Raw genomic sequence first — 23,121 nt, 5'->3', positions numbered from 1 at the left:
TCTGCTTCTCCCTCGTCTATTGGTCTAATCCGTGCAAAACTCGCGCCGATGAAAATCGCATATATTATAAACTCCGTGGAAAGCGGTGGTGCGGCGCTGCCCGTTCCGGCAATTACAAAAGTCATGCGGGACGCCGGACACCATGTTGAGGTTTTTGCCCTCACACGGCGCAACGGTCTGGCCATTGAACCTTTGCAGGATGCGGGGCTGACGCTGCATATCCGCCCCGGCACACGCAAGGACCACCTTGCGGCCCTGCGCTGGCTGCACCGGCAGATGCGATCCTACAAACCCGATGTGTTGTGGACATCCCTCAGCCGCGCCACACTTCTGGGCCAGATGGTTGGCAAATGGCAGCATATTCCCGTTGTAAGCTGGCAGCATTCCGCACGGCTTAAGCCTTTTAACGCAGCCCTGCTCCGGCACTTCAAAAACCGGAGCGCCCTGTGGGTGGCAGATTCCTCCTGCGTGGCGGAACAGACACGCCTTACCCTTGGCGTAACCCCCGACCACCTTGTGGAATGGCCCATTTTTCGGGCAGACCCGCACGAACCCACAGCCACACCATGGCAACCCGGCACACCTGTGCGCATTGGCACACTGGGGCGGCTACACCCGGTCAAGGGGTACGATACGCTGTGCGCGGCCATTGCCATGCTCCAGACCCGCCCCGGCCTCCCCCCCTTTGAGGTGCTGATCGGTGGTGAGGGAGAAGAACGCCCCCACCTTGAAGAACTGATTGCGCGGGACAGGCTGCCCATACAAATCCTTGGGCACATCAAAGATCCTTCGACTTTTCTGACCCGCCTGCATCTCTACACCCAGCCATCCCTGTGGGAAGGCTTCTGCCTGGCCGCACATGAGGCCATGTTGGCCGCTCTGCCCGTTATTGCCTCGGATGCGGGGGAAATCCCATCTTCCATTACCCCCCAGACCGGCCGCATTGTGCCCCCACAAAATGTGACGGCACTGGCCGATGCGCTGGAGGACCTGCTCAAGCAGCCAGAACATCTGGCCGCCATGGGCCAGCTTGCACGCACCGCCGTGCTGGCCCGCTTTAGCGCCCAACAGTTTGACCAGATTGGTCGGAGCATTCTGGCCCGCGTTGAGCGGATCGTAGAGACATGCCGCTAAAACAAAACCCTACGCCCCTAAAAAGAATGTCTCTGATGACATAATCTCCTGATTTTATTAGAAACCAGAATTATAACAGACCATAGGCTAAGCCAGAAAGAATAGTCGTGAAAATTGCATTTATATATATTGCAGAACCATACCAGTGTTACCATGCAGCAACCGTGGCAAGTGCTCTGTTTTCTGTACCCGGCAATCAGGTTGTTGAATATTACAGCTTTCCCGAAACGCCATTACACCTCAAGCGGATCAGGCGTTGCCTGAATGCACCAGACATCCCCCTGAAAGCCTTCCCCAAATCATGGAAAGTGCGTGCCCTTAAGCATACCAGACGCCTTGATCAGGAAAGAGCTTTGGTTCTGAAGGAAAACATTGAGGAACTGAACAAGTACGATGCGGTTGTCGCAACAGAATACTCTGCCGGTATTTTGAAAAAAATGGGGCTGACCAAGCCAAAGCTCGTTCTGCTCATGCATGGCGCTGCGGGGCGCTATGTAAAAGACCAGCATCTTGTTCGTGAATTTGATCTGGTGTTGCTCTCCGGCGCCAAAGACGAAGCCTTTTTTGAAAGCCGCGGATTATTACAGAACAATAGTGGAAGAATTATCGGTTATCCAAAATTCGATGTTTTTGCCGCCATGCGGCATGACAACACCATTCATTTTGAGAATGGCCACCCCTTTGCGCTCTACAACCCCCATTGCCAGCGTTCCGTTACCTCCGCTTCAAAATGGATGATGCCGCTTATTCAGGGCTTTAGAGCGCAGATAAACAAGCCCGATGGGTATAATCTGGTCGTGGCACCCCATATTAAAATGTTTCACAAGAGTTTTGGCATTCGGGAGCGCGTACTCAAACGCCAGCAGGGGCCGGGCATTCTGGTGGATACCGGGTCGCCCGCCATGCTGGACATGACATACACCTCCCAAGCCGCACTCTATATTGGGGATGTCAGCAGCCAGATTTACGAGTTCCTCGCCATTCCCCGCCCGTGTGTATTTTTGAATCCCCGCAAAATTCCGTGGAAGAATGACCCGCATTTTATTTACTGGACTTTGGGGGATGTTGTTGAAAACATTCAAGACCTTATGCCCACCATAGCCAATGCGGCAAAGCGCCACGCTTTATACCGCCCGGCACAGGAAAAGTTTTTTCAGGAGGCCTTTGGCACCACACTGCTTGGCGCATCACAACGCGGGGCAGACGCCATTATGCAATATCTGACATCGTTTTGAACACGCGCAACGCCGCCATGCCAAGCGGTGCGCGGTCGCCACTTTACGCCCTGCGTTCATTAAGGCCTTCAACGCACCCACCCAACATCAGAGGTTCTGTCATGGACAAATTCTTAGGTTTGTGGTCGACACCCTGATGGCCAGCGACAAATCAATCTTTAGCAGCATATTCCGAAATGTCGGCTTTTTAACCGCAGGGCGCATTGGCAATGCGTTATGCAGTTTCATATATATTTCGCTTGCCGTGCGAACGCTGGGGCTGGCGGACTTTGGCCTCCTTATCCTTATTCATTCGCTTGCCTCCACATCATCCATGCTGTCGCGCATGCAGTCGTGGCAGACGCTAATCCACTTTGGAAGCGAGGCCTTTGCCAGCAAGGATATGCCCCTGCTGCGGAAGATTATTGGTTTTTCAATCCGGCTGGATACGCTATCCGCAGCCATTGCCCTGACCTTGGCTCTGGCGTTGGCTCTGATCTACGGTACAATCGCGGGCTGGTCACAGCATATTATAATACTGGCCCTGCTCTATGCTTTTTGCAGCCCATTTATGTACACTGGGTGGTCAAATGGCATATTGCGTTTGTCTGGCAAATTCCATGCGGCCCCTATTATAGATTTTCTTGCCTCGGCATTTCAAACATCCGCAACCGTTATTGGCTACGAACTCCACTATACTTTAGGGTATTTTCTGCTGATCTGGGGACTGGCGCGTGTGATCGACTACACGGCCTCGGTCTGCTTTGCCCTGTCCTCCATTAAAATCAACATTGTCAAAATCTATGTTCACGCCTTCCAGACCCGTAAGTGGCAATTACCGGGCATGTGGGCTTTTACCCGCAATGTCACCTTGAACCAGACGCTGGGTTCTGTCTCCGGGCAGGTTGCAACCCTGATTATTGGTGGGCATCTGGGACCGGCGGATGCTGCTATTTTCAGGGTTTCGCGGCAGATTGCAGATGGTATGGCAACACCTGCGCAACTTCTGTCCCCGGTTCTTTACCCCGAACTTATTAAAATGCGGGATCAGAACAACTGGCTTGGGTTGAAAAAACTAACATTCATCATGTTTTCCGTGCTTCTGCTGCTGTCTTCACTCCTTATTATTCTCTCCTTTTTTTCAGGAGGGGAAATATTTTCCTTTATGTTCCATGAGACCGTCTCTGATTCATCCCTGTATATTTCCATGATGCTGGTTGCCACAGCCTGCAGCCTGCTTCTGGTGCCGCTGGACCCGTTGTTGACGGTAATGGACCGTGTGCGTTTTTTAACCATCAACAGAACCATTATTACCCTGCTGTATTTTCCACTTCTGTATATTTTTACCAACAAAATGGGGCTTTACGGGGCCTGTCTGGCCACCGTTCTGTCCAGCGCTGCTGTTCTGCTCTCCCGGTTTGTGGGGATCTGGCTGTTCAAGTCTGATTTCAAAACCCGATAAGCAAAAGCAGGCATAACGGCTTTCCCCCTCTCCACCAGATCAGGGACATCGACCATGGGACTGCGCAAAGACATCTGGCGTGTAGGCATTGTAAGCAGCCCGCTCCAGCATATTCTGGCACAAGGCACGCTTGAAGGACTGCCAGTTGTGTGGACCCCACCCATGCGCCGCTTCTGCTTTAGGGCGGACCCGTTTGGCCTGTGGCGGGACGGCAAGCTCCATGTTTTTGTAGAGGATTACGACTACCGCGTGCGCGTAGGCTCCATAGATGTTTTTATCTATGACGAGGCTCTAGCCCTGCTGGAACAGCGCAAGGTGCTCCAAACACCGTGGCACCTCTCCTACCCATATGTTTTTGAGGCCGAAGGCCAGACATGGATGCTGCCGGAGGCGTTTCGCTCTGGCAGGCTCACACTCTACCGCTGCAAACACTTTCCCGACCAGTGGGAGGAAGCAGGCGTGATTGATCTGGGTGATGACATAGCCATAGACGCCACTCCCTTTTTCCATAACGGGTTGTGGTGGCTGTTCTACGTGCCAGCCAGATGCCGCACCGCCGCCGTAGGAGAGTTGCATCTGGCCTATGCGCCCAGCCTGTCTGGCCCATGGCGGCGCCACCCTGCCAACCCCGTCCGGCGGGACAGCGCCAGCACCCGCCCCGGCGGCACACCCTGTGTGCTTGACGGCAAGGTCGTGCTGCCAGTGCAGGACTGCACACAGACATATGGCGGAGCCATCCGCCCCCTGACCTTTGACACACTCACCCCAGACAGGGTTGTTACCCACGCAGGGCCTCCCATCGGCAGGCCCGCCAGCTATGCCCCCTATACAGAAGGGATGCATACACTCGCAGGCGTTGGCCCCGTAACGCTGATTGATGCCAAATATACGGACCTCTCGGCCTATGGGGTTGGGCTACAGGCATGGCGGGAAGTCAGGCGGCTTTGCGCCGGGGGTTTTTTCCAAAACAGGCGGAAATAGGCGCATGGCACCCGCCGCTAACGGGCCAATACCGCCAAAATAATGCCAACGCGCAAGTTCTTTGTTGACGCGGCTGCGAGTCTGCCAGTAAAAGCCCCGCTGATCCACGCAGATGGAAGCATGCCGTGCAAAGTTGCGGCCAAAGAACAAAAAGCGAGCTGATCTTTCGCCTGTGCCCAAGGTGCCGCGAGGGTCAAGAGATCGGAAAGAGAGACAGTTTATGTTCGCAGTTATCCGCACTGGCGGCAAACAGTACCGGGTTGAGCCCAACATGGTGCTGAAGGTTGAAAAGCTGGAAGTTGAAGCCGGCTCCACCATCACCTTTGATGACGTTCTGGCCGTTGGTGGCGAGAGCGGCACAACCATTGGTGCTCCCACAGTTGCTGGCGCAAAGGTAACGGCCACCGTTATCGCTCAGGACCGCCTCAAGAAGGTCATTATCTTCAAGAAGCGCCGTCGGCAGAACAGCCGCCGCAAAAACGGCCACCGTCAGCCAGTTACCGTTCTGCGCATTCAGGAAATTAACGCCGCCTGATTTTCCCCCAAGGGGAATAACAGGTTGGTCAGACCACGGAGGACTTAGGTCATGGCACAAAAAAAAGCTGGCGGTTCATCCCGTAACGGGCGCGATAGCGCCGGACGCCGCCTTGGTGTAAAAAAGTTTGGTGGCGAGCAGGTTCTTGCTGGCAACATCATCATTCGTCAGCGTGGCACAAAGGTAAAAGCTGGCGTTGGCGTTGGCGTTGGCCGCGACCACACGCTGTTTGCCCTGATCCCGGGCAATGTGCGTTTTGAACGCCGCGCAGAAGGCCGCGTCCACGTTTCTGTTGACGCGCTGCCCCTCGCAGCCGAATAAGCAGGCTGGTTTTTTCCAGTCTACGTTTTAGCGTAGCTGGAACGCAAAACAGGGCCGGGCCGGAAGGTTCGGCCCTTTTTCGTGTTCCGGGGCGGAAGGTATGTCATGAAGTTTCTAGATCAGGCTAAAATCTACGTTCGCTCAGGCGACGGTGGAGATGGTGTGACAGCCTTCCGTCGGGAAAAATACATCGAATTTGGCGGACCCGATGGCGGCAATGGCGGCCGTGGGGGCGACATTATTTTCGAGGCGGTTCCCAACCTGAACACGCTGATCGATTTTCGCTACACCCAGCATTTCCGCGCCCGCAAGGGTGGCAATGGCGCAGGCTCCGACCGTACAGGTGCGGCCTCCCCTGCTGTTGTCATCAAGGTGCCCATTGGCACCCAGATCATGGACGATGACCGCGAGACCCTGCTGGCCGATCTGGACGAGGCAGGCAAACGCGTAACCCTGTGCCGTGGGGGGGATGGCGGCTACGGCAACGCCAATTACAAAAGCAGCACCAACCGCGCCCCCCGCCGCTCGGACAAGGGCTGGCCGGGCGAGGAACGCTGGGTCTGGCTACGCCTGAAACTTATTGCGGATGTGGGGCTTGTGGGCCTGCCCAATGCTGGCAAATCCACCTTTTTGTCCGTTGTTTCTGCCGCACGCCCCAAAATTGCCGACTATCCCTTTACCACCCTGCACCCCCAACTGGGTGTTGTGCGCCTGTCCATGACCGAAGAGTTTGTGGTGGCGGACATTCCGGGGCTGATTGAAGGCGCGCATGAGGGCACAGGGCTGGGCGACCGCTTTTTGGGCCATGTGGAACGCTGCGCCGTGCTGCTCCACCTGATTGATGGCGCTGCGGGCAGCGTGGTGGATGCATGGCGCACCATCCGCCACGAACTGGCAGCCTATGGTGGCGGTCTGGCCGAAAAGCCCGAAATTATTGCCCTGAACAAAACCGATGCCATGACCCCGCGTGAGGCATCCGCCCGCCGCGCGGCCTTGCAGAAAGCCAGCGGCGCCCCCGTGCTCCTGATCTCGGCCGCATCAAGACAGGGCGTGCCAGAACTGCTACGCCTTTTGCAGGACACAGTTACCGCCGCCCGCAAGGATGCACAGGCCAACTCCTGATCCATCATTGCGCAATGCCATAGCTGGAGGGGGGAGCCTCCCCCCAACGGATAAGCCCATGACCACAGACAGCCCCCGCCCCTCTCTCCTGCACGCAAAAAGGCTGGTTATCAAAATCGGCAGTGCTTTGGTTGTGGACCCGCAAAAAGCCGCCCCACGGCAGGAGTGGCTGGCAAGTGTTGCTGCGGATATTGCCGTTTTGCGCAAACAGGGTGTGGCGGTCAGCGTTGTCTCCTCCGGGGCTATTGCCCTTGCGCGGCACACGCTGGGCCTGACCGCTGGCCCCTTACGGCTGGCGGAAAAACAGGCCGCAGCGGCCGTGGGCCAGATCAGCCTTGCACAGGCATGGAGCCACGCCCTCTCCGCCCACGGGCTGACAGCCGCCCAACTGCTGCTCACCCCCGAGGACACAGAAGACCGCAAGCGTTACCTGAACGCCCGCGCCACCCTGAACACCCTGCTGGAACTGGGATGTGTGCCGGTCATTAACGAAAACGACACCATTGCCACAGCCGAGATCCGCTTTGGCGATAACGACCGCCTTGCCGCCCGCGTTGCGCAGATGACCGATGCGGACCAGCTTGTTCTCCTTTCCGATATTGACGGGTTATACACCGCCGACCCACGCACCAACCCCAACGCACAACACCTGCCGATTATTGAAAGCCTGACACCCGAGATCGAGGCTATGGGGGGGGAACCTCCACCGGGGTATTCCTCGGGCGGCATGCGCACCAAACTGCTGGCCGCCAACATTGCCACGCGCTCGGGCTGCGCTATGGCCATTGCCATTGGCAAAACCATGCACCCGCTACAGGCCCTTATGGATGGGGCGCGCTGCTCGTGGTTTCTGCCCCAGAGCAATGGGCATACGGGCCGCAAGCAATGGATTGCTGGCAGCCTGAACCCCACGGGCGAAATCAAGGTGGATGCCGGTGCGGCAGACGCTCTGCGCAGGGGCGGCTCCTTGCTGCCCGCAGGCGTTCTGCATGTGCAGGGGAACTTTACACAGGGTGATCTGGTGGAGATTGTGGATGCCAACGGGCGCATTCTCGCCCACGGCCTTGCCGCCTATGATGCGGATGACGCCCGCCGCATAGCCGGACACCATTCCCGCGAGACAGCCAGCATTCTGGGCTGGCAGGGCCGTGACGAGATTATCCACCGTGATGATCTTGTGATGCTCTGAGCCAGCAGGCTCAGGCACCCCCTACCAAATACGCCCGCAACACCCGGTTTTATGGTTTGTTGCGGGAGGGAAAGTGCAGCACAGGCTCCGAACGGCCTGTATGATCATCATACCGCGTATCGGATACGGGGGTGCGGCGCTGCCCGCTTTCCTCGCGTGAAAAATCGGGCCTGTAGGCTTCCTGATTAGCGTCTGGCGCTTTTTGGCGGCGCAGAATTTCAGCACCACTCACAGGCTGTTCGTCCTCCTCCTCATGCCACGGCATGCGTCTGGCCGGAGGGGGGGTATAGGTGTCGGCATCCATATGTGGCGCGGGCGGGGCTTCCTGCCTTGGCTCGTACGCATCCGACACCCTTGGGGCGCGCAGTTCCGCAAAAACGGGCATACTCCGTGGGGTGGAAGGTTTTTCCACCACGGGGGGGCGTACCTCCTCCACCACGGGTCTGTCCTCGCGCGCTGCACGGCGGGTAAAGGGAAGCGGAGATTCCGCTGCACTGTGCGCATACCCGGCGGGGGCTGCACTGCCCTGCATGGCGCGCGCGCGCAGTTCCGCCTGAAGTTCCTCCAGTTGGAGGGAGAGTTCAGCCAGCCTGCTTTTGACGCCAAAAACAGCAAAAGGCATCATCATAAACGCAAGCCCGAACACAATGCCAACCGCCAGAACCAGCAACTGGCCCCATAGCGGCACCCATTCGGGAAAAGACAATGTCATCATCAAAAGCCGTCCCGACCTTGTGTTGCGCCTGCGCGGATGATCTTACATGCCCAAAGCACGGCGGTAGATGTCCAGCAGGGTTTCCTGCTCTTCCACTTCCGATGGCTCCTGTTTGCGCAGGCGAATAATCTGGCGAATGACCTTAACATCAAACCCGGCTGATTTGGCCTCGGTAAAAATGTCCTTAATGTCGCCTGCCAGCGCCTTGCGCTCTTCTTCGAGCCGTTCAACCCGCTCGATAATGCTTCTCAGACGGTCTGCGGCAATGCCGCCTACTGCTGCGTCTTCTTGTTCGCCATCCATGTTCGGCTCCCTTTAGTTGCGCATCGTATCTCAGGCTCATGAATCCGGGCGAACAAAAACCCGTATCCTGCCGCTTGCCAAAGGCGCGGGCTTATCGTGCCGCGTGCACGGGGTCAATGATCACACACCATTCTAACCCTTGCAAACACGTCCTGAGCCTTCCATAAGCTGAACAGCCTTTGCGCGTTATGGCGTGCCTGCGCCTGCAAACGCCTTTATTGACGGCGGCCCTGCCAACCACCCCTGCGGGAATGTTTTTTCCATGGCTCTTGTCAATCACACGGGACCTTTTGATTTTGTTATTTTTGGCGCAACGGGCGACCTGTCCCGCCGCAAGCTGCTCCCTGCTTTTTTACGCCGCTTCCATGCGCAGGAATTCAGCGATGACGCCCAGATTATCTGCGTTGCCCGTACGGAGCTGAATACGGAGCAGTTCCGTGAACAGATCGAGGCCGCCCTGCGTGAATTCGCGCCCGAAACCGCGCAGGACGAACAGACCCTGCACCATTTTCTGGGCCTGCTGACCTATATCACGCTTGATGCGCTCAAACCCGGCGGAGACTGGCAGACCCTGCGCACCCTGCTGGCCGCCAACGACCGCCCCCGTGTGTTTTACCTTGCCACGGCTCCCGCACTGTACTCCCCCCTGTGCGAGGCGCTGGCCCACCACGACCTGATCAACCAGCACTCCCGCGTGGTGCTGGAAAAACCCATTGGCATCAATCTGGAAACCGCACGCACCATCAACCACGGCGTGGGGCAGTTTTTTCCCGAAGAGTCCATCTACCGGATCGACCATTATCTGGGAAAAGAAGGGGTGCAGAACATTCTGGCCCTGCGCTTTGCCAACCCGGCACTGGAAAAACTGTGGTCGTCCGAGGCCATAGCCCATGTGCAGATCACCGCGGCCGAGACCGTGGGCGTTGGCGGCCGTGGGTCTTATTACGATGAGTCGGGCGCTCTGCGCGACATGGTGCAGAACCACCTGTTGCAGGTCCTGTGCATGGTGGCCATGGATGCCCCGGCCTCCCTCGGCTCCGATGACCTGCGTAATGAAAAGCTGAAAGTGCTGAACGCCCTGCGCCCCATGACGCCAGACATGGTCCGCCGCAATGTTATTCGCGGGCAGTACGTGGCAGGCGAGATCAAACGCAAGGACGTGCCCGGCTATAACGAGGACCTGGGCACAGGCCGGGCCAGCAACACGGAAACCTTTGTTGCCATCCGCACCAAAATCCGCACCGCGCGCTGGGGGCATACGCCGTTCTACCTGCGCACCGGCAAGCGACTGGCCACCAAAACCACCGAAATTGTTATTCAGTTCCGCCCGCAGGTCTGGCCGATCTTTACCAACATGCCCTCTCCGGGGCGGCTGGTTATCCGGATTGCCCCACATGAGGAACTCTCGTTTGTCATGGCGGTGCGTGATCCGGGGGCTGGCGGTTTTCGCGTGCGCAATGCAACCCTTGGCATGTCGTACGAAAACGCGTTTTCGGTCACGTATCAGGACTCCTACGAACGGCTTCTGCTGGACGCGGTGCGCGGAGACCCCGCCCTGTTCATCCGCCGCGACGAGGTTGAAGCCTCGTGGCAGTGGATTGAACCCATCCTCAACTCATGGCGGCATGCCATGACCCCGCTTGAACCCTACCCCGCCGGAAGCTGGGGTCCTGCCTCCACCCGGTCCCTGCTGGCCCGTGACGGCGCCCTGTGGCACGAAGATATGCTGACATGACAGACACCAACAAAACCCCTGCCCCCAAGCCTTCCGCCACGGGGCCAAAGCGCGGCCCGTTTGCCCAGCGGACCCTGCGCCAGCATGTGCTGCGCAGGCTGGCCATGGTGCTGCCACTCACGCTGCTTATGATCGTGCTGGCAAAAAGCGGCATACTGGAGCGTATGGTGGACCGGTACACGTTTTCGGCCCAGAGTTGGTACGAGGATACGGCCCTGATCCAGCACCTTCGCCTGAAGGTGACACAGAACGGCATGACCCATGACAGGCCCGACTGCCTGCTGTTTGTGGTGAATGGCAACGACCAGCCCACCGCATCACGCATTGAGGTCATGGAAAAAAGCACAGGCACCTGCCCCGCACCCAAGGGGGAACTGAACAAGCTGTTCACCCTCAAAGTGGACCGGATGAACCGGATTATCCTCTCCGATCAGGGTTCGCCCGGCCTGTTCCACCCCATTCCCTAACCACCCCGCGCCACCTGCTGTGCAGTCTGTGCTAGGTGCGGGTGGCAAAAGCCCTGCGCAGGGCGCGCCCACCAAGGCGCAATGCCGCCTTGCCGTGGGGCATAAGTGCATAAAAATTGAGGAACGCATGCAAGGTGCCGGAGTAGCAGCGGTACAGGACCGGCACCGCGGCGGCTTTAAGGGCTGATGCATAGGCCTGCCCTTCGTCCCGCATGGGGTCACATTCAGCCGTTACAATAACCGCTGGAGCCAAACCACCCAGATCGGCCGTGTGACCGGGCACAAAGCAGGGATGTGTCCAGTCTTCCTCACGCTGGATATACTGGGCGGCGTACCACTCCATGGACCTGCGGGAGAGAAAATACCCCTCCTCGTACGTGGTCTGCGATGGCAGGTTATTCCGGCCATAAAGCGATGGATAGTACAGCACTTGCAGCGCCGGATTGGGGCAGCGACCTGCCCGCCCCTCCTGCGCCAGCACAGCGGCCAGATTACCCCCCGCACTATCCCCCGCAACCGCCACCTGCCCGCCCCAGTAACGGGCGGAAGCGCCAGCCAGCCAGCCCAATACCGCGCGGGAGTCCTCCACTGCGGCGGGAAAAGGGTTTTCGGGCGCCAAAGCGTAATCGGGTAATAACACCGCCGCCCCGGCCGCCCGCGCAAGGCGGCAACAAATGCCGTGGTGGGAGTTCAGGCCGCAATGCACAAAACCACCCCCATGCAGGTACAGCACCGCCCCCCGCACGCGCCCATGCGGAATGTACAGCCGCGCAGCCAATGGCCCCGTAGCCCCCGGCACCTCCAGAGTGATGACCTTACGCAACGGCAGGGCAGAAAGCCGCTGCGGAAAGGAAGGGGTGTCCATGCCCTTGCGCAGCGCGCGCAAAAAATGCTGCTGCGGGGCAGGCTGCGCCGCCAGATGGGGGGCGGCCTGCCCTACGAGGCGGGTATTGGCCCCCGTGTGCTCATGCGTGTTGGCCGCATTATGGCTGGCGTTGCGCTTTTTGCGCTGCTCCTGCCAGCGAATACCCCTGAGCAGCAACCGCGATGGCAGATTAGGCCGAAGTGGGGTGGAAACGGAGGTAGGAACCAAAAAATCTGACATACGCACATGATGTGCATTCTTACCTGCTCCTGCCAAGAGCGCTTTTCCAACACAAAGCCCTTGACCTGTGCCTGCCGCCAACGCAGGGTGCGCGGGCCAGACGGTCGGACGGTCGCTGTTATGCGCTTTTGTGCATGATGGAGGAAAGTCCGGGCTCCACGGGAAGAACGGTGCCGGTTAACGACCGGCGAGGGTGACCTCAGGGAAAGTGCCACAGAAAACAGACCGCCTTCCGGGTTCCATGCCATGGGAAACCATGGGACGGGCTGAAGGTAAGGGTGAAACGGTGCGGTAAGAGCGCACCGCTCCGCTGGTAACAGGGGAGGCACGGCAAACCCCACCGGGAGCAAGACCGAATAGGAACGGCAGAAACCTTCGGGTTTCGGGGGTTCTCCCGCCCCGTCGTTCGGGTTGGTCGCGTGAGGCATGTTGCAAGACATGCCCCAGAGGAATGATCGTCCAGGCCCTTTTGGGCTAGACAGAACCCGGCTTACAGACCGTCTGGCATTTTCTCCCCCATTCTCCCTTCATATCCATGCTGTGTGGGGGCTGTTGCATGCCCTTTTTACTGCAAAAGAACATAACAGGAACGAATAATGTCTTTCCCTTGTTCGATTCCGCTTGATCAATACATAGCCGCGACTCTCACGCTAAGTATGAATACTTTATAAACGGCGGTTTTCTGCTGTTTTTTCTTCGCTTTTAATTTGCGTCCCATGCGGTCCCATGCTATCCCACGGCAGACCATAAAAATGGTTGCGGTCCCATGTTCCCCGCCCCCTCAAGGAACAGAAACCATTGGCTCAAAAGGACTTCTGAACTTCGTGAGTGTGTTCCTCGGCACGCATGAAAATCGATTCGACGCAAAAGGACGCGTCTCGATTCCTGCTGGGTTCCGCTCCGTTCTTAAGTCACAGCAAAAGGAAGGCGACGCGCTGGTGATTCTCCGCCCCTCCCATACGCTGCCCTGCATTGAGGCATGGCCAGCTGTGGCCTTTGCCCGCCTGACCGAGCCATTGGACCGTCTGGATATGTTCTCCGATGAACATGACGACCTTGCCGCCGCCATTTACGCCGATGCCTACCCCATGGACCCCGACCGCGAAGGCCGACTGATGCTGCCTGACTTCCTGCGTGAGCATGCAGGACTACAGGATGGCGCAACGGCTGCCTTTATGGGTGTGGGGCGCATTTTTCAGATCTGGGAGCCGGAGGCTGCGCGCCTGCGCCGGGCCGAAGCCCGCCAGAAGTCCCGCCGTGTCACCATTCCCGCGGCCCCGCAGACCAGCCAGAGGGAAGACTAGGCCATGAACGCGCTCCCCCTTCCCTCCGCCCTAACGCCCCCCACCAGCGGGCATGTGCCCGTTATGCTGGCCGAGGTGCTGCATTATCTGGCCCCGGCCAGTGGCGAGGCCATTCTGGACTGCACCTTTGGCGGGGGCAGCTATAGCTGCGCAATCCTGAACGCCGCACCGTGCAACGTGTGGGCCATAGACCGCGACCCCGACGCCATTGCCCGTGGGCAGGTCCTGTGCGCGGAACAGGAAAAAACGGAAGGCCAGTCGCGCCTGCACATGCTGGCGGGCAGCTTTGGCCACATGGCCGAACTGGCTGCACAGGCCAACGCACCCCGTTTTGACGGTATTGTCATGGACCTTGGCGTATCCTCCTTCCAGATTGATGAAGCCGAACGCGGCTTCTCCTTCCGTTTTGACGGACCGCTGGACATGCGCATGGCGCGGCAGGGCCGGAGTGCGGCGGATATCATCAACACCGCACCCGAGGCGGAGCTGGCCGATATTTTCCATTTTTATGGCGAGGAACGGCATGCCCGCCGTCTGGCCCGCACCCTTGTTGCCGCACGGGCGGAAACCCCGTTCCACACAACACTGCAACTGGCCGAGACCATTCGTGCCGTGGTGCCGCAGGACCGTTCGGGCATTGACTCCGCCACCCGCAGTTTTCAGGGCCTGCGCATTGCCGTGAATGATGAACTGGGCGAGATAGAACGCGGGCTGGAACAGGCCGTAACCCTGCTCAACGATGGGGGGCGGCTTGTTGTTGTGTCCTTCCACTCGCTGGAGGACCGGCTGGTCAAACGCGCCATGCAGCATGCTTTGGGTAAGGATGTCAGCTTTTCCCGCCATGACCCGCGCGCCTCACTTGCGCCAGCCGCACCGGCTGCTTTTGTGGGCCTGACCAGCAAGGCCATCCGCCCGACCGATACCGAATGCCGCGCCAACCCACGCGCGCGCAGTGCCCGCCTGCGCGCCATGATGAAACGCCCTTCTCCGTCCGCTTCCTTGACTAAAGGATTGAGTGCATGATCCCCCGCCCATTCACATGCTGCTGCGCTGTTCTGGCGATTGCATCGGGGTTCTTCCTTTACACAAAGAAGCACCAGACAACCCTGCTGGACCAGCAGATTTCCGCCATTGTGACCGAAACCGAGCACGTGCGTGGCCAGACCGCCATGCTGCGCACGGAATGGGCGCTGGAAAACCAGCCCGAGCGGCTGGCGGCCCTTGTTGTCAAACACGCGGCTTACCTTCAGTCCATGGACCCGTCACAGTTTGTGCGCATGGCCGATCTGGTGCAGCACCTGCCAGATGTGGTGAGGGAACCTGTGCCCGTGGCCCAGTCCAGCGCACCGGCACAGGTGGCGCAGGTGGCCAAAACCCAGCCTGCCCCACAGCCCCCCGTGGCGGTTGCCGCCAATACCGTGCAGCACCTGCCGCCCCCGCAGCCTGAACGTGAGCGCCCTGCTGCTCTGGCGGACGCCACACCTGCGGTGGCCCGCCCGCTGCCCGTACGGGCCGTGCGCCCCCACCCCACGGTTGTGGCGATGGAAAGCCCCGCGCCAGCAGCGCATGTTCTGGTTGCACCTACGCCCCTGCCTCCCCCGGTTGCCGTGCGTGATGCCGCCGTTACGCGCACAAATGTTGCCGCCCGCCGCCAGCCCGTGCAGGTGGCCGATGCCCCCCGCCCCGCTGTGCGCCAGAGCCTTGCCACAGCCAGCACGGATGATGCGGACACCCCCACCACCCGGCACGCAACCCTTGCCGCCGCCAGCCGGGCAGAGGCCATGGCCCCCCGCCGTCTGGCCCAGAACAGTGATGACATAACCCCTGTGCGCCACCCCCTGCCGGTGGCCGCAGCAAGCTGGCACCCCGTTCGCCAGCACAGAACCCCCATGACCGAGGGTTATATGGAAGCCCGCGCGACTTCCGGTTATACGAACGGGTCCCTGCTGAGTCGCGGCAGCGATGCCCTACCCGCGCCCGTTCCTGTAACCAACTGATCGTTTTGGCTGAAAGTCCTCCTGATACGATATGGTCGTCCCGCCACGCCATGATTCCGAAACAACACGCACAATCGGTGTAACGGGGGACGACCTGCGCGCCCGTGCGCACAGGGAACAGATGCATGTGCGGCTTTTGTGGGTATCGGCCGGGTTTTGCGCGCTCTTTGCCTGTGTTGCCATCAAACTGACCATTGCCACGGTCCTGCGCCCCATGGTGCCCGAGCAGCGCCAGATTGCGCCGCAGGTGCCCAAAATTCCCAAAATCGACCCCAAAGGCAGTCTGGCGGGGGATTACGCCCTGCCGCAGGTCCACCGCGCCTCTATTGTAGACCGCAACGGGCAGACACTCGCGCTCTCGCTCCCTGTGGCGCAGGTTTACGCCAACCCGCAGGAACTGATCGACCCGGCGGATGTTGCGCATAAACTCAAATCCGTTCTGCATGACCTGAACGAGCCGGAAACCGCCGAGCGACTGGCCCGCCACAAGCAGTTTGTGTACATCGCACGCAACATTAGCCCCCAGCAGGAACTGGCCATTAACAACCTTGGCATTCCCGGTATTTATTTTGAACCGGGCGAGCAGCGCCACTACCCGCTTGGCCGCATGGCCGCCCAGATTATGGGTGCGGTGGATATTGATGATAACGGCATTGCCGGTGTGGAACGGTTTTTTAACAAACGCCTGCTGGTGGACCGTAAGCCCCTGCGCCTTTCGCTCGACATTAGGGTACAGTCCGCCGTGCGAGACGAACTGGCCGCCGCCAAGGACACATTTCAGGCCATTGGGGCCTGCGGCATTGTTATGGATGTGCGCACGGGCGAAATTATCGCCATGGTCAGCCTGCCAGACTTTGACGCAAACGAGTTCTCCCACGCAACAAACGACGAACGGTTCAACCGCTCGGTCACGGGGCTGTACGAGCCGGGTTCAACCTTCAAGCTGCAAACCACCGCCATGGGGCTGGAGACGGGGACCATCCACATCTGGGACAGTTTTTCCTCTGTTCCGCTCAAAATCGGCCGCTTTACCATACGGGACATGAAGAACGACCACTTTGCACCGTGGCTGTCCCTGCCCGAGGTCATGGCGTACTCCTCCAACCCCGCGGCGGCCCATATTGCACTTGATGTGGGGGGCAAACGGCAGGCCGACTGGCTGCGCAGCATGGGCTTTTTTGCCCCCGTACCCGTAGAACTGCCCGAGGCCGCCCGCCCACTTGTTCCCCGCCAGTGGGGCCTTGCCACAACCATGACGGTTGGGTTCGGGCATGGCGTTGCCGAGCCGCCACTTGCCATTGTGCGCGGCACGGCGGCTACGGTTAACGGCGGTATTCTGGTGACTCCAACCCTGCTGGATCAGGAAGACCCGGACCCACCAGAGCCAGATGCCTCCCCTGCGGAGCAGTTCCAGCAAGGGGTGCAGAATGCCGCCCTGAACCAGACGCTCCCGCCTGCGCCAGCAGGCATGGGAACGGGTGCCCCCATGCCCGAAGCCCCGATTATTCCCCAAGGTGTGCGTGTTCTTTCCGAAAGCAATTCGGCCCTGCTGCGCAGGCTGCTCCGGCTGGACGTTACACAGGGCACGGGACGCACGGCGGAATCGGCTGGGTATTTTGTGGGGGGTAAAACCGGCACGGCGGAAAAAATCGGCCCGCATGGCGGCTACCTCAAACACGTCAATATTTCCGCCTTTACCAGCATTTTCCCCATGAACGCACCGCGCTACGCCGTGTACATCATGCTCGACAGCCCCCAGCCCACACCCCAGACCCATGGCTGGACCACAGCAGGATGGAACGCAGCGCCCACGGTCTCCCGCGTGATCTCGCGCATTGGTCCCATGTTGCAGGTCTTCCCTGATGTGGAACATGCCGCCCAGATTGATGCGCAACTGGCTATTCCCATGCATCCGGCCGTGCCGCGTGGGGTCCGGCCATTGGGGCCGGGCAACGACCCCGGAGACCCCCGCAAGCTGGAGGCCGAACACCGCGCCACCAAGCTGGCGGCAAAGCAGGCCTTGGGGTCGGGCGCGCATACACTGGCCATTCGCAAAAAAACAGCAGGGGAGAATATGGACGAATGAGCACCCTCCTTTCCACCTTGCTGCACGCCCTTAATCTTACCGCCCATAATACCGGCACCGACCCGCATGTGAGCGCCATTACAGCCGATAGCAGGCAGGTGGGGCCGGGCGTTGTGTTTGCAGCACTCCCCGGAACCCGTGTGGATGGCCGGGCCTATATAAGTGCTGCCGTACAACAGGGGGCTGCGGCCATTCTGGCCCCCAACGGCACCGCATGGCCGCAGGGCGTGCCCGAGCGCCCCTTGGTAACATGCCCCGACCCACGCCACGTGCTGGCCCTTTGGGCCGCCCTGCTGGCAGGCCCACAACCGGCCCATCTGGTGGCGGTTACCGGCACGAACGGCAAAACCAGCACAACCGATTTTATGCGCCAGATATGGGCCTTGCAGGGCCACAGGGCCGCAGGCATTGGCACGCTGGGGCTGACCGGAGCCGAAGGAACAGGGGTAACCTTCCCCCCCCTGACAACACCAGACCCGGTCGCACTGGCCAATGGTCTGGCAGCCCTTGAGCGCGCAGGTGTGCATTACGCAGCACTGGAGGCTTCCTCCCACGGGCTGGAGCAGGGGCGGCTGGATGGGCTGCACCTTCAGGGCGCAGGGTTTACCAACCTCACGCGGGACCATCTGGACTACCACGGCACCATGGAGGCCTACCGCACGGCCAAGCTGCGGCTGTTTGATACACTTTTGCCAGAAGGGGCCATTGCCGCCGCCAATGCGGACATGGACGCAACAACCCTGAACGCCCTGCACGCCATTGCCCGCACCCGTAACCTGCGCCTGCGGCTGACAGGCGCCAACGGCACCACATTGCACCTGCTGGCCTGCCGCGCCCTACCTGCGGGGCAGGAACTCAGCCTAAGCTGCAACGGGCAGACCAGAACCGTCATGCTCCCCCTACCCGGTCGCTTTCAGGTCGATAACGCGTTGCTGGCTCTGGCTCTGGCCGTGCAGGATGAAGCCGCATTACCAGCAGCGCTGGACCTGCTCCCCGCCCTGACCGGCGTGCGCGGGCGCATGGAACGGGCCGTGGTCCTGCCCAATGGCGCCAGCGCGTATGTAGATTACGCCCATACGCCAGATGCGCTGGCCCGCCTGCTCTCCTCCTTGCGCCCCCATGCAAGCGGGCGGCTGGTGGTTGTTTTTGGTGCGGGTGGCGACCGGGATAAAGGCAAACGCCCGTTAATGGCGCAAGCTGCTGCCAGCGGCGCTGATATTGCCATAATCACGGATGATAACCCCCGCTCGGAAGACCCCGCGCAAATCCGTGCGGAGGTCCGCGCTGGCGCACCGGACGCGCTGGAAATTGGGGACCGTAGGCAGGCCATAACCGAGGCCCTGTCCATGCTTGGAGCAAAGGATGTGCTGGTGGTGGCAGGTAAAGGCCATGAACAGGGGCAGATTATAGGCACAACCGTGCTGCCGTTTGATGATGCAGCGGTTATTCGCGCCGTGGCAGGTCAGGCATGAGCACCTTATGGACCCGCACGGAGCTGGCGGAGGCAACATCTGGCCACTTCCTGTCCGGCGCAGAGCAGACGGCACCCCCCAGCCCAGCCCCCATAACTCCGGGCACGGCAGCGCTTGATCACTGCGCGCCACAAAGTGCTGCCCCCCCTGCCGGGGTCAATGGCATTTCCATAGACACGCGCACACTCCAACCCGGTGACCTGTTTATTGCCCTCAGGGGTGATACGAGCGATGGCCACACCCATGTTCAGGCAGCACTGGACAAAGGCGCTGCCTGCGCCATGGTCCATACGGCTGACGGGCTATCGGACCCGCGCGTTCTGGTGGTGGCGGACACAATGGTGGGTCTGCAACAGCTTGCACGGGCCGCACGGGCAAGGTTTACCGGCAAGGTTGTGGCCGTAACCGGCAGCGTTGGCAAAACCACCACCAAGGAAATGCTCCGCCTGTGCCTTGGGGCCAATGGAGCCACCCATGCGGCCGAGGCCTCCTACAACAACCATTGGGGGGTGCCCCTTACCCTTGCCCGCCTGCCCCGCAATGCCGCCTTCTGCATTAGCGAAATTGGCATGAACCACCCCGGCGAGATCCTGCCCCTTGCGCGCATGGTCCGCCCCGATGTGGCGGTTATTACCACCATAGGCTCGGCCCATCTGGGCCATATGGGAAGTCTGGACGCGATTGCGGCGGAAAAAGCCTCCCTTATTACCACCCTGCCAGCCCATGGCGTGGCCGTGGTCCCTGATGACGCCCATGGCGCGGCTTTTTTTGCCCTTGCCGCACAACAGGCCCACGTCACCTTGTGGACGACCGGCGCAAACCCGGCCAGCACCGTGCATATGACCACCATGCACAGTGGGGCTGATGGCACGCATTTTACGGCCCATATTGGTGGGGTTACACTTCGCGTCCATGTGCCTGCCCCGGGTGTGCATCTGGCGCGCAATGCGCTGGCAGCCCTTGGAGCCTGCGCAGCCCTTGGAGCCGACCTGCCCAAAGCCGCCGCAGCACTGGAAGACTTTGCCCCCGGCAAGGGGCGTGGCGCGCTCAGCCATATTGCGGGCGGGACCATAACCTTGCTGGACGAAAGTTATAATGCGTCCTCCGCCTCCATCCGTGCGGCACTGGACGTTCTGCACCACCTGCCCGCCACCCGGCGCATTGCCATTCTGGGCGATATGCGGGAACTGGGGGAGTTCTCCACGGTTGAACATGCGGCCCTTGCCCAACCGGCAGCCGCCTCGGCCGACCTTGTTTTTTGCTGCGGACCTTACATGAAAACCCTTTTTGACGCCCTGCCCCCCGCCAGACAGGGCGCATGGGCGGATAATGCCGCCTCCCTTGCCCCCGTGGCCTGCGCGGCCCTGCGCGGGGGAGATGCCGTGCTGGTCAAAGGCAGTCTGGGCAGCCGCATGCGTGATGTGATGACAGTCCTACAAACCCTTAATGCCGTGGAGCCTTCCTGAATGTGGTATCTGCTGGTCTCCCACGCGGTGCATGACGGGCACATTACCCTGCTCAACCTGCTGCGTTATATTTCCTTCCGGGCGGGGTGTGCGTGCATGACCGCACTGGGCATAAGCCTGCTGCTGGGCAGGCCGCTCATTACCATGCTGCGCCGCATCCAGCGCTACGGCCAGCCCATTCGCGCAGTTGGGCCGGAACGACATCTTGTGGAAAAAGCAGGAACTCCCACAATGGGGGGCATGCTGATCCTGATTTCGCTCACGGTTGCAACGCTGCTGTGGGGGAATCTGGAAAACGGGTTTGTGTGGGCGGTCCTGCTGACCACGCTGGGCTTTGGCGTTATTGGCTTTGCGGATGACTACCGCAAGCTCGCACGGCGCAACACGGACGGGCTTTCCAAACGTGCGCGGCTGGGTTCGGAATTTGCCATATCGCTCATATGCGGGGGGTGGTTGCAGTATTTGATGCCGCCTGAACTGGCCAACCATCTTGCCTTCCCTTTTGCCAAGGAACTGCTGCTCCCCCTTGGCCTGCTGTACCCCGTGTTCGCCATGATCGTCATTACGGGCTTTGGCAATGCGGTCAACTTTACGGACGGGCTGGACGGGCTGGCCATTGGCCCGGTGGTGGTGGCAGCCCTTGTGTTTGCCATTCTGTCCTACGTGGTGGGCAACCATGTTTTTGCCGATTACCTGCAAGTGCATGCCGTACCCGGCACGGGGGAACTGGCGGTGTTCTGCGCAGCCCTTGTGGGGGCGGGGCTTGGCTTTTTGTGGTTTAACGCCCCTCCGGCCGCCGTGTTCATGGGGGATACGGGTTCGCTCTCCCTTGGTGGGGCACTTGGCTCGCTTGCTGTTGCCATCAAGCACGAACTGGTCCTGTGCATTGTGGGCGGGCTGTTTGTGGTGGAAACGCTCTCGGTCATTATTCAGGTATTCTGGTACAAGCGTACAGGCCGACGTGTGTTCCTGATGGCCCCCATTCACCACCACTTTGAAAAAAAGGGCTGGGCCGAGCCAAAAATTGTTATCCGGTTCTGGATTGTCTCCATCGTGCTGGGCATGTGTGGTCTGGCCACGCTCAAACTCCGATGAGCACATTCCCCCCCACCCTGTTTACCGTGAAACGTTTTGCCGTTCTGGGCTTGGGCCGCAACGGTCTGCCTGCCGTGCAGGCTCTGGCCGCCTGTGGCGCGCATGTTCAGGCATGGGATGATGGGGAAGCCGGTCGCCTTGGCCTGACCGAAGCCCTGCGCCACATGCCCCCCGAGCAGGCCGCCCGCGTAACCTGCGCCCCGCTGGACACTCTGGCGGGGTTTGACGCACTTGTGCTTTCCCCCGGCATTCCGCACCATCTGCCCCGTGTGCATCCGGTGGCCGCGCTGGCCATTGCCGCGGGTGTGCCCATTCTGTCGGATGCGGAACTGCTGTATTGTGCGGTCCGGGCGGCGGGCAGCAAGGCGCGCTTTGCGGGCATTACCGGCACCAACGGCAAATCCACCACCACCACCTTGCTGGCCCATATTCTGGAGCAGGCAGGTCTGCCGGTAGCCGCGGGCGGCAACCTTGGCCCCGCAGCCCTTGCCCTCCCCCTGCTGCCCGATAACGGCGTGTATGTGCTGGAAATGTCCTCTTACATGCTGGAGCGGCTGGACACCTTGCACTTTGATGCTGCCTGCCTGCTCAACCTGACCCCTGACCATCTGGACCGCCACGCGGGCATGGCGGGGTATGCGCAGGCCAAACAGCGTGTTTTTGTGGGCCAGAACGCCCAGGACGTGGCCGTAATTGGCATTGATGATACCGACTGCGCCACCATTGCCGCGCAACTGGCCAAAACCGCCACGCCCTGCATGACCGTCTCGGGCGCCAACCCTGCTGCGTACTATTACGGCAAGGATGGCGCGATCTGGCACAACAACGCCTTACTGGCCACACTGGGGCCAGCCCTGCCCGGCGCGCACAATGCCCAGAACGCGGCTGCCGCACTGGCCATGGCCCGCCACTTTGGCGTGGCGGACACTGTGGCGGCACAGGCCATAGCCTCCTTTACCGGCCTGCCACACCGGCAAAAACTGGTGGCAACCTGCAACGGCATTGCCTTTGTGGATGATAGCAAAGCCACCAATGCCGATGCCACATCCCGCGCACTGGGCTGCTACGACCGGCTAGTGTGGATTGCAGGCGGCATGGCCAAGGAAGGCGGGATAGAAAGCCTTGCCCCGTATTTTGGCCGCATTGACCATGCCTTTTTAATCGGGCGGGATGCAGCGGAACTGGCGGCAACCCTTGCGCGCCATAATGTGCCCCATACCGTGGTGGACACACTGGAAAAAGCGGTCCCCCAAGCCTACAGTCTTGCGCAACAGACCCATACACCCGTTATTCTGCTCTCACCCGCCTGTGCGAGTTTTGACCAATATGCCGGGTTTGAGGCACGCGGGCAGCATTTTCAGGCATTGGCCCACGCGGTGCGTGCGCAACAGATGAGCACAACGGGGCAGTAGGACACG

General features: G+C 60.2%; 21 protein-coding genes and 1 other RNA gene. 19 read left to right on the top strand and 3 right to left on the bottom strand.

Going from position 1 to position 23,121, the window contains the following annotated elements; all coding sequences use genetic code 11:
* Positions 1-48: 48 nt before the first annotated feature.
* From AABE20_RS07025 to proB, 8 genes are all read left to right on the top strand, one after another.
* Complete coding sequence (locus AABE20_RS07025; protein ID WP_338332425.1) at positions 49-1,134, top strand: glycosyltransferase; 1,086 nt, start codon at positions 49-51, stop codon at positions 1,132-1,134.
* 107 nt (positions 1,135-1,241) lie between these two features.
* Positions 1,242-2,369, top strand: coding sequence for a hypothetical protein (locus AABE20_RS07020; RefSeq protein ID WP_338332424.1), 1,128 nt, complete (start codon positions 1,242-1,244; stop codon positions 2,367-2,369).
* A gap of 121 nt (positions 2,370-2,490) precedes the next feature.
* Positions 2,491-3,810, top strand: a complete 1,320-nt coding sequence (locus tag AABE20_RS07015) for a lipopolysaccharide biosynthesis protein (protein ID WP_338332423.1) — start codon at positions 2,491-2,493, stop codon at positions 3,808-3,810.
* Between the two features lie 54 nt (positions 3,811-3,864).
* Positions 3,865-4,791, top strand: a complete 927-nt coding sequence (locus AABE20_RS07010) for a glucosamine inositolphosphorylceramide transferase family protein (RefSeq protein WP_338332422.1) — start codon at positions 3,865-3,867, stop codon at positions 4,789-4,791.
* A 220-nt stretch (positions 4,792-5,011) separates the two neighbouring features.
* The gene (rplU, locus tag AABE20_RS07005) at positions 5,012-5,326 is read left to right on the top strand and encodes a 50S ribosomal protein L21 (protein ID WP_025826492.1); all 315 of its coding nucleotides are present in this window, start codon (positions 5,012-5,014) and stop codon (positions 5,324-5,326) included.
* Between the two features lie 51 nt (positions 5,327-5,377).
* Positions 5,378-5,647 (top strand): 50S ribosomal protein L27, encoded by a 270-nt coding sequence (rpmA, locus tag AABE20_RS07000; RefSeq protein WP_338332421.1) that lies wholly within the window; start codon positions 5,378-5,380, stop codon positions 5,645-5,647.
* 105 nt (positions 5,648-5,752) lie between these two features.
* Positions 5,753-6,769, top strand: a complete 1,017-nt coding sequence (gene obgE / locus AABE20_RS06995; RefSeq protein ID WP_338332420.1) for a GTPase ObgE — start codon at positions 5,753-5,755, stop codon at positions 6,767-6,769.
* 58 nt (positions 6,770-6,827) lie between these two features.
* Positions 6,828-7,958 carry a glutamate 5-kinase gene (proB, locus tag AABE20_RS06990; protein WP_338332419.1) on the top strand — a complete coding sequence of 377 codons (1,131 nt, stop codon included), beginning with the start codon at positions 6,828-6,830 and terminating at the stop codon, positions 7,956-7,958.
* A 49-nt stretch (positions 7,959-8,007) separates the two neighbouring features.
* Here the strand turns inward: proB and AABE20_RS06985 are convergent, their stop codons facing one another.
* The gene (locus AABE20_RS06985; protein ID WP_338332418.1) at positions 8,008-8,673 is read right to left on the bottom strand and encodes a hypothetical protein; all 666 of its coding nucleotides are present in this window, start codon (positions 8,671-8,673) and stop codon (positions 8,008-8,010) included.
* A gap of 42 nt (positions 8,674-8,715) precedes the next feature.
* Complete coding sequence (locus AABE20_RS06980; protein ID WP_059024266.1) at positions 8,716-8,976, bottom strand: DUF2312 domain-containing protein; 261 nt, start codon at positions 8,974-8,976, stop codon at positions 8,716-8,718.
* A gap of 262 nt (positions 8,977-9,238) precedes the next feature.
* Here AABE20_RS06980 and zwf point away from each other — a divergent pair, with 262 nt between their 5' ends.
* The gene (gene zwf / locus AABE20_RS06975) at positions 9,239-10,711 is read left to right on the top strand and encodes a glucose-6-phosphate dehydrogenase (protein WP_338332417.1); all 1,473 of its coding nucleotides are present in this window, start codon (positions 9,239-9,241) and stop codon (positions 10,709-10,711) included.
* Positions 10,708-11,178, top strand: a complete 471-nt coding sequence (locus AABE20_RS06970) for a hypothetical protein (protein WP_338332416.1) — start codon at positions 10,708-10,710, stop codon at positions 11,176-11,178. The genes zwf and AABE20_RS06970 overlap by 4 nt, the downstream gene beginning before the upstream one ends.
* A gap of 31 nt (positions 11,179-11,209) precedes the next feature.
* Here the strand turns inward: AABE20_RS06970 and AABE20_RS06965 are convergent, their stop codons facing one another.
* Positions 11,210-12,283 (bottom strand): alpha/beta hydrolase, encoded by a 1,074-nt coding sequence (locus tag AABE20_RS06965; protein ID WP_338332415.1) that lies wholly within the window; start codon positions 12,281-12,283, stop codon positions 11,210-11,212.
* A gap of 96 nt (positions 12,284-12,379) precedes the next feature.
* Here AABE20_RS06965 and rnpB point away from each other — a divergent pair.
* From rnpB to murD, 9 genes are all read left to right on the top strand, one after another.
* Positions 12,380-12,792, top strand: an RNA gene (gene rnpB / locus AABE20_RS06960) — RNase P RNA component class A.
* Between the two features lie 315 nt (positions 12,793-13,107).
* Positions 13,108-13,587 carry a division/cell wall cluster transcriptional repressor MraZ gene (mraZ, locus tag AABE20_RS06955; RefSeq protein ID WP_338332414.1) on the top strand — a complete coding sequence of 160 codons (480 nt, stop codon included), beginning with the start codon at positions 13,108-13,110 and terminating at the stop codon, positions 13,585-13,587.
* Between the two features lie 3 nt (positions 13,588-13,590).
* Complete coding sequence (gene rsmH, locus AABE20_RS06950; RefSeq protein ID WP_338332413.1) at positions 13,591-14,610, top strand: 16S rRNA (cytosine(1402)-N(4))-methyltransferase RsmH; 1,020 nt, start codon at positions 13,591-13,593, stop codon at positions 14,608-14,610.
* Complete coding sequence (ftsL, locus tag AABE20_RS06945) at positions 14,607-15,584, top strand: cell division protein FtsL (RefSeq protein ID WP_338332412.1); 978 nt, start codon at positions 14,607-14,609, stop codon at positions 15,582-15,584. The genes rsmH and ftsL overlap by 4 nt, the downstream gene beginning before the upstream one ends.
* A 31-nt stretch (positions 15,585-15,615) precedes the next feature.
* Positions 15,616-17,670 (top strand): peptidoglycan D,D-transpeptidase FtsI family protein, encoded by a 2,055-nt coding sequence (locus AABE20_RS06940; protein WP_338332411.1) that lies wholly within the window; start codon positions 15,616-15,618, stop codon positions 17,668-17,670.
* Positions 17,667-19,142, top strand: coding sequence for a UDP-N-acetylmuramoyl-L-alanyl-D-glutamate--2,6-diaminopimelate ligase (locus AABE20_RS06935; protein ID WP_338332410.1), 1,476 nt, complete (start codon positions 17,667-17,669; stop codon positions 19,140-19,142). The genes AABE20_RS06940 and AABE20_RS06935 overlap by 4 nt, the downstream gene beginning before the upstream one ends.
* Complete coding sequence (locus AABE20_RS06930) at positions 19,139-20,608, top strand: UDP-N-acetylmuramoyl-tripeptide--D-alanyl-D-alanine ligase (RefSeq protein ID WP_338332409.1); 1,470 nt, start codon at positions 19,139-19,141, stop codon at positions 20,606-20,608. Before AABE20_RS06935 ends, AABE20_RS06930 begins: the two co-directional genes overlap by 4 nt.
* Complete coding sequence (mraY, locus tag AABE20_RS06925) at positions 20,609-21,703, top strand: phospho-N-acetylmuramoyl-pentapeptide-transferase (protein ID WP_338332408.1); 1,095 nt, start codon at positions 20,609-20,611, stop codon at positions 21,701-21,703.
* A complete protein-coding gene (gene murD / locus AABE20_RS06920; protein WP_338332407.1) occupies positions 21,700-23,115 on the top strand; it encodes a UDP-N-acetylmuramoyl-L-alanine--D-glutamate ligase in 1,416 nt (471 codons plus the stop codon). Before mraY ends, murD begins: the two co-directional genes overlap by 4 nt.
* The last annotated feature ends 6 nt before the right edge of the window (positions 23,116-23,121 follow it).

It is taken from the genome of Acetobacter zythi, assembly GCF_963921165.1.
Lineage (GTDB): Bacteria > Pseudomonadota > Alphaproteobacteria > Acetobacterales > Acetobacteraceae > Acetobacter.
This window is presented reverse-complemented; position numbering and strand designations above follow the sequence as displayed.

Coding starts and splice junctions, on each gene's coding strand:
- AABE20_RS07025 (WP_338332425.1), top strand. CDS start 49: ATGAAAATCGCATATATTATAAACTCCGTGGAAAGCGGTGGTGCGGCG.
- AABE20_RS07010 (WP_338332422.1), top strand. CDS start 3,865: ATGGGACTGCGCAAAGACATCTGGCGTGTAGGCATTGTAAGCAGCCCG.
- rplU (WP_025826492.1), top strand. CDS start 5,012: ATGTTCGCAGTTATCCGCACTGGCGGCAAACAGTACCGGGTTGAGCCC.
- rpmA (WP_338332421.1), top strand. CDS start 5,378: ATGGCACAAAAAAAAGCTGGCGGTTCATCCCGTAACGGGCGCGATAGC.
- obgE (WP_338332420.1), top strand. CDS start 5,753: ATGAAGTTTCTAGATCAGGCTAAAATCTACGTTCGCTCAGGCGACGGT.
- proB (WP_338332419.1), top strand. CDS start 6,828: ATGACCACAGACAGCCCCCGCCCCTCTCTCCTGCACGCAAAAAGGCTG.
- AABE20_RS06985 (WP_338332418.1), bottom strand. CDS start 8,673: ATGATGACATTGTCTTTTCCCGAATGGGTGCCGCTATGGGGCCAGTTG.
- AABE20_RS06980 (WP_059024266.1), bottom strand. CDS start 8,976: ATGGATGGCGAACAAGAAGACGCAGCAGTAGGCGGCATTGCCGCAGAC.
- zwf (WP_338332417.1), top strand. CDS start 9,239: ATGGCTCTTGTCAATCACACGGGACCTTTTGATTTTGTTATTTTTGGC.
- AABE20_RS06970 (WP_338332416.1), top strand. CDS start 10,708: ATGACAGACACCAACAAAACCCCTGCCCCCAAGCCTTCCGCCACGGGG.
- AABE20_RS06965 (WP_338332415.1), bottom strand. CDS start 12,283: ATGTCAGATTTTTTGGTTCCTACCTCCGTTTCCACCCCACTTCGGCCT.
- rsmH (WP_338332413.1), top strand. CDS start 13,591: ATGAACGCGCTCCCCCTTCCCTCCGCCCTAACGCCCCCCACCAGCGGG.
- ftsL (WP_338332412.1), top strand. CDS start 14,607: ATGATCCCCCGCCCATTCACATGCTGCTGCGCTGTTCTGGCGATTGCA.
- AABE20_RS06940 (WP_338332411.1), top strand. CDS start 15,616: ATGGTCGTCCCGCCACGCCATGATTCCGAAACAACACGCACAATCGGT.
- AABE20_RS06935 (WP_338332410.1), top strand. CDS start 17,667: ATGAGCACCCTCCTTTCCACCTTGCTGCACGCCCTTAATCTTACCGCC.
- AABE20_RS06930 (WP_338332409.1), top strand. CDS start 19,139: ATGAGCACCTTATGGACCCGCACGGAGCTGGCGGAGGCAACATCTGGC.
- mraY (WP_338332408.1), top strand. CDS start 20,609: ATGTGGTATCTGCTGGTCTCCCACGCGGTGCATGACGGGCACATTACC.
- murD (WP_338332407.1), top strand. CDS start 21,700: ATGAGCACATTCCCCCCCACCCTGTTTACCGTGAAACGTTTTGCCGTT.